The organism is Microcoleus sp. PH2017_35_SFW_U_B, assembly GCF_020737865.1.
GTDB lineage: Bacteria > Cyanobacteriota > Cyanobacteriia > Cyanobacteriales > Microcoleaceae > Microcoleus.
In genome coordinates this window covers 1-5,611 of record NZ_JAEQDE010000193.1, presented here as the reverse complement: position 1 = coordinate 5,611, position 5,611 = coordinate 1, and the positions used below count along the sequence as shown (strand labels likewise).

Below are 5,611 nucleotides of genomic sequence, written 5' to 3'. Positions count from 1 at the left end.
GAAAAAAATGTGCCTCAAATTTTAAGACTGAGATGTGCGTATTTAAATAATGACATCAAGCTAGGTATTTCTACTTAGTCAAAAAGTGGGATGCTCCCATCTCGATCAAGAGCTAGCTTTGGCTGATTTAGCAGCGATCGCCCAAATTAGTCCTAACTATTTCACCACGCAATTTAAGCAATCTATAGGTTTTGCGCCCCATCAATATGTGATTCGGCAGCGCGTAGAACGAGCAAAGAAGTTACTCGTCAATGGTGAAGAGAAAATTGCAGATATTGCCTATCAAGTTGGATTTACTCACCAAAGCCATTTGACTCGTCACTTTAAACGCTTGGTTGGTGTGACTCCAAAGCAGTTTCTTATTCAGCAGTAAGAATGTGCTAGGAAACGGAGAAACGTGCAAGAAACATTGAGGACAATGCTGTTGAATAGGATCAGTTGAGTTTAGAGGCTCTAAGATGACGCTTTATTCAATTGGCAATTGGCTTTTCCTGCTAGGTTCTCTCATTTTTACAGGTGATTCAGTTAGCGAAGTTTTTACAGATTGTTCACTACATTCAATTGGACATCTATTGGCAAGCCTCCTATTCACAACGGGCTGTATTCTCTTCCTCCAAGAACCAACTCAGCAAGAAGATTCCAAATCGTTGTGACAACACTCCTGGTTGACTGACAGAACTCCTGAAACCCTATTTACATACAAAGGTTTTTATTCATGATGAGGAATGATATTCCGCTGCTCTTAAAATCCTTCATAGCTTTTCTACATCCTGTGATTATGACAGCAGTTGTCACTGCTACCTTCTATGCTGCCTACTTTGGGGTACAAACAAGACGCACTCGTACAGCACGGAGCGAAGAGAAAAAAGAACTGGTAAAAAAGAAGTTCAACCTAAAGCACGCTCAAGTAGCCTCGATCTTGCTTTCAATGTGGGTAGTTGGTGGTGTTGGGGGAATGGCAGTAACTTATTATCTGTATGGGCAGTTGTTTTTTAGTCCTCATCTCATTGTTGGATTAAGTGTCATTTGTTTTGCTGCCCTTGCTGGCTCACTATCTACTTTCATCTATCAAGGCAAGAGTTGGGCAAGAGTTCCACATATCGCATTTGGCGTATTAATTGCTATTCTATCTATTGCTCAGGTTGTAACAGGGGTTAGCATTCTCATTCAAGATATGTTACCGGAAATGTTTGGCAAATAAGCAAATTGCAGTTGCCAGCCGTCTAACAAGTCGATGAAGCGGACGGTTGAGAGATTTTGGTGAGGTTATCAAGGTTTCCTACCGCCGCTTATCTTGGTCGTTAGATCGTTAGGTTATCTGTCAGGGGGCAATCGAAAAGTGTCGTTGGGGTGCGGTTTCCGAAGTGGGTTTGCATCACTGTTTAATGCGCGATCGCAAAGTTACTTGTGAAGATCCTGAGCCAATTGATCGGACTAATTGGTACAATAAATAGATGCTAGCGATCGCCCCCATGCGATAAGCTAACATCCCCAATACTTTCACCAATCCTCAAACGAGAAGACGATCGAATGCCATTGGCTGAACTCATGTTACAAATCCAGGAACTTCCAAAAATTGACAAGCTTCGGCTGATGCAGTTTCTTGCAACAGAACTTGTCAAAGCAGAGGATGCAAACTTCTTTGTTGCGAACCAAGAGTATCCTGTCTGGTCGCCCTACAATTGCTCTGAGGCTGCCAATGTTTTAATGAATCTTCTGGCTACAAAACAACAAGAACAGAATGGTGTAAAATAAAAGTCCGTTTGTTCTAAAACACGTCGGTGATGGATGATGCTTTATGTCTCACGCCGATCTCGACGATCGAGAAATTGTCCAACGCGGAAAAGCAATTTACGAGAATCAAATTCGTGCCAAAGTAGAAACTCAGGAAAATATTGGCAAAATTATTTCGATCGACATTGAAACTGGTGATTACGAGATTGACAGCGATTTACTGGCAACTTGTCGTCGCTTGCAGGCTCGGCATGAAAATGCAGTTCTTTGGACAGAGCGAATTGGGTTCAATGCAGTTTATGCAGTCGGTGGCACCTTAACAAGGACTGCACTGTGATTCACGGAACTGTTGTTGGGCTTCAAGCAAGAATCAATGTGATTCTGCGTCCCCCGGAGCGATCGGATGTTGAGATAGAGTGTGTTGTTTATACAGGCTTCGAGGGTGCTTTAACTCTTCCACCTGATAACGTATATTATGCTTGGACCCATACATCTTGTTTGTGTCGATAGCCTGATTCGTAATGTCTATGTATTGGCTGGGCCCGTAAAACTTAGTCATAATACATATACAACCCCATCCACTCCCCACAAACCATGACAGCCGCCGAGAAACTCCACCAGATCATCCAAACCAATAAATCTTCCCGTAAAAATTGTTAGAATTCAGATCGTTTCCTCGGAGCAAAATCATCCAATGCTAACCCTAGACCAGCTTATTTCCGAAGCAACTGCCCTACCCGATACCGCCAAGGCTATCCTCCTCGACAAGATCCTAGAAAGCATGACAGAACAGATCGATCAAGATGTTTTGAAGGAGGGCGTACAGAAAGCTCAAGACCGCATTGCCGAGATTGATAGTGGCACAGTCCAATCCATTCCAGGCGATGTTGCCTTGGCACAAGTTCGACAATTGCTAGGAAAATGAAATACGAATTTCACCCAGCCGCCCTGCAAGAATATGCAGAAGCTGTCCAATTCTTCGCCCAGCAAGACCGCCATCAGGATTTCATCGACACCATAGAAAACTCTATATTTCGGATCGTTGGCGCACCCGAACGCTGGCCGATTGTTGAAGGCCAAATTCGTCGGTATCTAACCCCCAAATTTTCCTATGCTATCTTGTATCGAGTTTATTCAGACAGGATAGCGATCGCAGCAATCATGAGTTGTCGTCGCGATCCCAGCTACTGGCAGGATCGTCTGTAACACTTCAAATTGACACACCTGCTCTTACCCGCAAAATAATCGCTAGATACTTGCTTGGGTAGAGCTAAAAAACACTAGGGATATTTATCGTAAATCTCACATCTCAAAGCTCAAATCGATCGAGATAATTTACGTAAGTTTACCAGATCGTGTCACTTTTTATCGAGTTGTGAGTTGGTATTATTAACTTTTGATTAATGGAGTATTGTGATGATAGCAGCACGAGATAACGATCGGCACTTTACACCGGAAGAGTATTTTGCTTGGGAGGAGCAACAACTGGAAAAGCACGAGCTAATCGATGGTCGGGTTTATGCGATGAGTGGTGGCACTAAAAATCATAGTGCGATCGCAATTAATTTCTTGTTGTTAATTCGCTCTCATCTGCGGGGCGGTCGATGCACTGTTTTTAATTCAGATTTAAAGGTTAACATTCTCAATACGCCCAACTATACGTATCCCGATCTAAGCGTGACTTGTGACGGGCGCGATCGCGAGAATGCTCTTTATATTACTTATCCCTGCTTAATTGTGGAGGTTTTATCGGATAGCACCGAAGCTTACGATCGAGGGAAGAAGTTTGAAAAGTATCGCCGCAACCTCGGGAGGGCGAACGGGTTGAGTTTCAAAGTATCAATCTAAGTTTGCCGATCGAGCAATTATATGAGGAAATTATTTTCGATCGACAGCCCTAGATATACGATCCTTCTGCAAGGACTGGTAAATCAATCAGGAATCGACTTTTCCCAGATTCCCAGATTAACGCACTCTGGATCGCTCTTTCTTCTACGGATTGAGTTTGTTGTAGACACAGAATTTACAGATCGACAGTCATAATTTAAGCTGCTACTGTAGTTGCTGGCAAAGGTTCAATTTCTTCTGGTTTGGCGTGACGGCGGGGGTCATCAAAATCCCAAGCAAACAGCCAATCTGGGTCAGCATTACCGCAGCCGATCGAATATATTTGGCTGTATTTGAAATGCTGGAAAAACTCGTGACATTTTTCGTCGGTCATTAGGGATTCTGCTAGCGGCAAATCGTGAATTAGAGCGTATAGATCGAATTCGTTTCGTTCTGGATTCCATTGATAGCGGAGTTCTGGAGTGTAACCGAGTTCGATCAGTTGTGCAATTGTGCGATCGGGTTTTTATAGTTATATCAGGTTCGGTTAAATAGATATAATTCCTGTAGGGGCGGGTTCACTAATAATAATTGCCGAAAACCGACAATCTCATAAACCCGCCCGGCCGGTTCTTATAAGCAATTAACCGAACTTGATATTATCTAAGTGAACACAGATTTTCGTGATGCCAAAGTCAAGGAAGGTAAGCAAGCAGAGTTTTTGATGTTTGATGTTTTTCCGTGGACACTAATCGAGAAAATTGGGACAATTAATAGTAGTATGGCAACACAAGTTGAAACGACTTTGGCAAGCACCGGGCATCAACCCGCGATTGCTGTAGAGCCTACCTGGTATTTTTGATGGGAGACGCTAAACCTATGATTGAGCTAACTCAAGGTGACATCCTCAAAGCTGACCCTGAAGCATTAGTTAACACTTTGAATTGTGTGGGCGTCATGGGACGCGGTATCGCACTACAATTCCGAAAAGCTTTTCCAGAAAACTTCAAAGCTTATGAGTTTGCTTGCAAAGCTCATATCAATTCCGGTTGCACCGGAATGATATAGCTTTGGTTTTTGGCCACCAGTGAAAACAAGTAATCCCTTTAATTAAAGAAGGTTGCTTGAGAAGAGCTTGGCAGCGCTGAAATAGCACTTCCTCTAATTCATCAAGATTTTCAAATGAACGATTGGCAATTGGTTCATTTACCAACGGCCAGAGACGCTCTGCTGGTTGTAATTCAGGAGAATGAGAGGGCATAAATTCTAAGTGTAAACCCTCTGGAACTATAACTTGTGGGCTAGTATGCCAGCCAGCTTGGTCAATAGTTAAGATGATGTGTTTATCTTTGCCTAGTCCAAATTCTTTGGCAAAATCTACTAAAACTTTGTTAAAAAGTTCGATGTTAACTTTTGGGAGAATCCAAAAGTAGGTTTCTCCCGTTGACGGGTGTACAAAACCATACAACCATAGCCATTGATATCGCCAATTGACGTTGGCTATGGGCTGCTCGACCTAGCCTACCCAAACTCGCCTAAGTATCGGCTTTAGTCCGAGACGATGTTCATCCATTCCCCACACTTCTACTGCTGCCAATGGATGCTGCTGTTGAATTCGTTTGGCTCGCGTTCGCAGTTTTTTTTCCAAGCTTCTTGAGCCTCAAGGTCAGCTAGGTCATGTTCCGGTCGGGGTACCCGTAACCGAAACTCCAACGAACGTAGATAGTCCCAACCCCTTTGTACGCTGACTGGACGATCGAGTAAATTACCGATCCACTCAGCAACTTTACGACTGTTCCATAATCCTCCATCAGCAGTCGGAGTTCGTAAAGTTTGCAACAGTTGTGCTTGTTCTACAACAGAGAGTAAAGGTGGAGTGCCCGGATGTTGATGACGTTTGTCTTTCAACCCATGTGCACCTAATTGATTGTAGCGACGGACTAAGCGATATTAGGACTTACGCATTGACAAAAAGCATTATCTATGTACTCTCGGCCATAGCATCACTCTGAAGGTTCGCAAAAATATGCTCACGTATAACTAAAGTGAA

General features: G+C 43.3%; 10 protein-coding genes and 2 pseudogenes. 9 read left to right on the top strand and 3 right to left on the bottom strand.

The features are described from left to right. Positions 1-85: 85 nt before the first annotated feature. The 7 genes and pseudogenes from JGK36_RS33475 (at position 86) to JGK36_RS33445 (ending at position 3,635) form a co-directional block, all read left to right on the top strand. Positions 86-373 carry a helix-turn-helix transcriptional regulator gene (locus JGK36_RS33475; protein ID WP_293187152.1) on the top strand — a complete coding sequence of 96 codons (288 nt, stop codon included), beginning with the start codon at positions 86-88 and terminating at the stop codon, positions 371-373. Positions 374-715: 342 nt separating this feature from the next. Further along, positions 716-1,201: a DUF4079 domain-containing protein gene (locus JGK36_RS33470; RefSeq protein ID WP_293187153.1), complete on the top strand. Its 486-nt coding sequence runs from the start codon at positions 716-718 to the stop codon at positions 1,199-1,201. 329 nt (positions 1,202-1,530) lie between these two features. Beyond that, positions 1,531-1,755: a hypothetical protein gene (locus JGK36_RS33465; RefSeq protein WP_293187154.1), complete on the top strand. Its 225-nt coding sequence runs from the start codon at positions 1,531-1,533 to the stop codon at positions 1,753-1,755. Positions 1,756-1,798: 43 nt separating this feature from the next. Next, the gene (locus tag JGK36_RS33460) at positions 1,799-2,071 is read left to right on the top strand and encodes a hypothetical protein (RefSeq protein ID WP_293187155.1); all 273 of its coding nucleotides are present in this window, start codon (positions 1,799-1,801) and stop codon (positions 2,069-2,071) included. A 357-nt stretch (positions 2,072-2,428) separates the two neighbouring features. After that, positions 2,429-2,659 (top strand): addiction module protein, encoded by a 231-nt coding sequence (locus JGK36_RS33455; RefSeq protein ID WP_293187156.1) that lies wholly within the window; start codon positions 2,429-2,431, stop codon positions 2,657-2,659. Then, a complete protein-coding gene (locus JGK36_RS33450) occupies positions 2,656-2,940 on the top strand; it encodes a type II toxin-antitoxin system RelE/ParE family toxin (RefSeq protein WP_293187157.1) in 285 nt (94 codons plus the stop codon). The genes JGK36_RS33455 and JGK36_RS33450 overlap by 4 nt, the downstream gene beginning before the upstream one ends. A 210-nt stretch (positions 2,941-3,150) precedes the next feature. Continuing rightward, positions 3,151-3,635, top strand: a pseudogene (locus tag JGK36_RS33445) (Uma2 family endonuclease). Between the two features lie 143 nt (positions 3,636-3,778). Here the strand turns inward: JGK36_RS33445 and JGK36_RS33440 are convergent. After that, positions 3,779-3,955, bottom strand: coding sequence for a hypothetical protein (locus JGK36_RS33440; protein WP_293187159.1), 177 nt, complete (start codon positions 3,953-3,955; stop codon positions 3,779-3,781). 273 nt (positions 3,956-4,228) lie between these two features. Here JGK36_RS33440 and JGK36_RS33435 point away from each other — a divergent pair, with 273 nt between their 5' ends. Further along, positions 4,229-4,423 (top strand): DarT ssDNA thymidine ADP-ribosyltransferase family protein, encoded by a 195-nt coding sequence (locus tag JGK36_RS33435; protein ID WP_293187160.1) that lies wholly within the window; start codon positions 4,229-4,231, stop codon positions 4,421-4,423. Between the two features lie 17 nt (positions 4,424-4,440). Further along, a complete protein-coding gene (locus JGK36_RS33430) occupies positions 4,441-4,629 on the top strand; it encodes a macro domain-containing protein (RefSeq protein ID WP_293187161.1) in 189 nt (62 codons plus the stop codon). Here the strand turns inward: JGK36_RS33430 and JGK36_RS33425 are convergent. Both JGK36_RS33425 and JGK36_RS33420 read right to left on the bottom strand, forming a co-directional pair. Continuing rightward, entirely contained in the window at positions 4,601-5,065 is a 465-nt protein-coding gene (locus JGK36_RS33425) for an IS630 family transposase (RefSeq protein WP_293187162.1), read from the bottom strand. The genes JGK36_RS33430 and JGK36_RS33425 overlap by 29 nt on opposite strands. Before the next feature lie 80 nt (positions 5,066-5,145). Continuing rightward, positions 5,146-5,499, bottom strand: a pseudogene (locus JGK36_RS33420) (winged helix-turn-helix domain-containing protein); the annotation flags it as partial. Between the last annotated feature and the right edge of the window lie 112 nt (positions 5,500-5,611).

Bases quoted from the DNA above. Each gene is read 5' to 3' on its own strand.
- JGK36_RS33440 (WP_293187159.1), bottom strand. From the start codon at position 3,955: ATGACCGACGAAAAATGTCACGAGTTTTTCCAGCATTTCAAATACAGC.
- JGK36_RS33455 (WP_293187156.1), top strand. From the start codon at position 2,429: ATGCTAACCCTAGACCAGCTTATTTCCGAAGCAACTGCCCTACCCGAT.
- JGK36_RS33460 (WP_293187155.1), top strand. From the start codon at position 1,799: ATGTCTCACGCCGATCTCGACGATCGAGAAATTGTCCAACGCGGAAAA.
- JGK36_RS33450 (WP_293187157.1), top strand. From the start codon at position 2,656: ATGAAATACGAATTTCACCCAGCCGCCCTGCAAGAATATGCAGAAGCT.
- JGK36_RS33465 (WP_293187154.1), top strand. From the start codon at position 1,531: ATGCCATTGGCTGAACTCATGTTACAAATCCAGGAACTTCCAAAAATT.
- JGK36_RS33430 (WP_293187161.1), top strand. From the start codon at position 4,441: ATGATTGAGCTAACTCAAGGTGACATCCTCAAAGCTGACCCTGAAGCA.
- JGK36_RS33470 (WP_293187153.1), top strand. From the start codon at position 716: ATGATGAGGAATGATATTCCGCTGCTCTTAAAATCCTTCATAGCTTTT.